We start from the raw sequence: 1,299 nt of genomic DNA, 5'->3' as shown, positions 1-1,299 counted from the left end.
TTTTATAAGGGTACCAGCGAAGCTTGGGCTTTCGCTTACGTTGATGCATCTGATGGGGCGTCAAATAATTTAGCGATGCATGCGGGCGAACCGTATTATAAGCATTGATTGCCCTAGCTACTGCTTCTTCGGCTGCTGAAAAAGAAGAAAAACCACGAGCCAACTTACAATCATCTTTTAAGGAGCGAAGTACCCGTTCAGCCATCGCATTCTCATTGGGATCGCCTGACTCGGTCATGCTAATAGTGGCATTAGCTTGGCGCAGACGTTGCACATAAGTCCATGAGCAATACTGAACACCCCGATCTGAATGATGGATCAAGGGTTGACTAATGTCTTTACGAGCCGATAAGGCCATTTTCAAGGCGTTGAGTGCTCCCTGGGCATGCATCGTCTTTTGAAGCGACCAACCGACAATTTTTCGCGAGAAAGCATCCATAATCACGTACAAATAAGCATAGTTAACTCCAACAGGAATATAGGTCAAGTCACTCACCCACAATTCGTTAATCCTAACAGGCTTCAAGTCTTTAGCCACATTAGGATATTTGTAATGCGGATGATTCGACTCGGTGGTAGCCACCTTGCTCGCTTTCTTTTTGGCCAACATGCCGTGCTCTTTCAATAGTAGATGCAGCCGATCTCGACCTAATTTAATGCGATGCCGAAGCAAGAATGTCTTCAGCTCACTGTGCAATTTGTGGGTACCCATGCCTGGCACCTCACGACGTATCCGCTTGACTTCCTGCAAGATAGCATCCGTCTGGAAACTTGTTTTCTCTTGTCGCCGGGTAGCCGCATACCAGGCTTGTCTCACTCGGCCAAACAGCTTACAGATTAACTCCATACTCACTAATGGGTAGCGACGAGTTAATTTTTCGGCCGCCTGGCGCCAGGCTTTTTTATGATAGGGATATGAAATTGTTCCTCCGCAATCTGAATAACAGTCTGATAAGCTTCCGTTTGCAGACGTAAAAACTGGTTTTCCTTTTCGGTTTCGGCCAGTTTCTTCTCGAGCATTTTGACATAATCGGCATCTCGTTTCATGGCTCTACGACGATGTTTAGGATATAAAAGGGGAAGTAAACGGTAGCGAAAGTAATTGCGGTTGAGACGGCGTAGTTTCGTCATCGAGATGCCCAGAGTTTCTTCCAGCTCGGAGGCCTGGACTCGTTCAGCCCGATAGGCTTCGACGACCTTCCAGCGGAACAGGTATCGAGTTTTCTTTTTCTTATAGCCTAATAAATCATTAAGATACGTATTCATACTGGTTTTTGACTAGATTTTCCAGTAGCATAC

At 46.0% G+C, this 1,299-nt stretch carries 2 protein-coding genes; both read right to left on the bottom strand.

All coding sequences use genetic code 11. From position 1 onward, the window contains the following. Positions 1–847 (bottom strand): IS3 family transposase (locus tag BGO59_RS24325; RefSeq protein ID WP_293687645.1); only part of this gene is annotated, 847 nt, incomplete at its 3' end. Positions 848–870: 23 nt separating this feature from the next. After that, positions 871–1,266 carry a hypothetical protein gene (locus BGO59_RS24320; protein WP_293687642.1) on the bottom strand — a complete coding sequence of 132 codons (396 nt, stop codon included), beginning with the start codon at positions 1,264–1,266 and terminating at the stop codon, positions 871–873. Positions 1,267–1,299 lie beyond the last annotated feature (33 nt).

Source organism: Spirosoma sp. 48-14 (assembly GCF_001898575.1).
GTDB lineage: Bacteria > Bacteroidota > Bacteroidia > Cytophagales > Spirosomataceae > Spirosoma.
The sequence above is the reverse complement of the archived record's forward strand: the minus strand, read 5'-3'. Positions and strand labels throughout refer to the sequence as shown.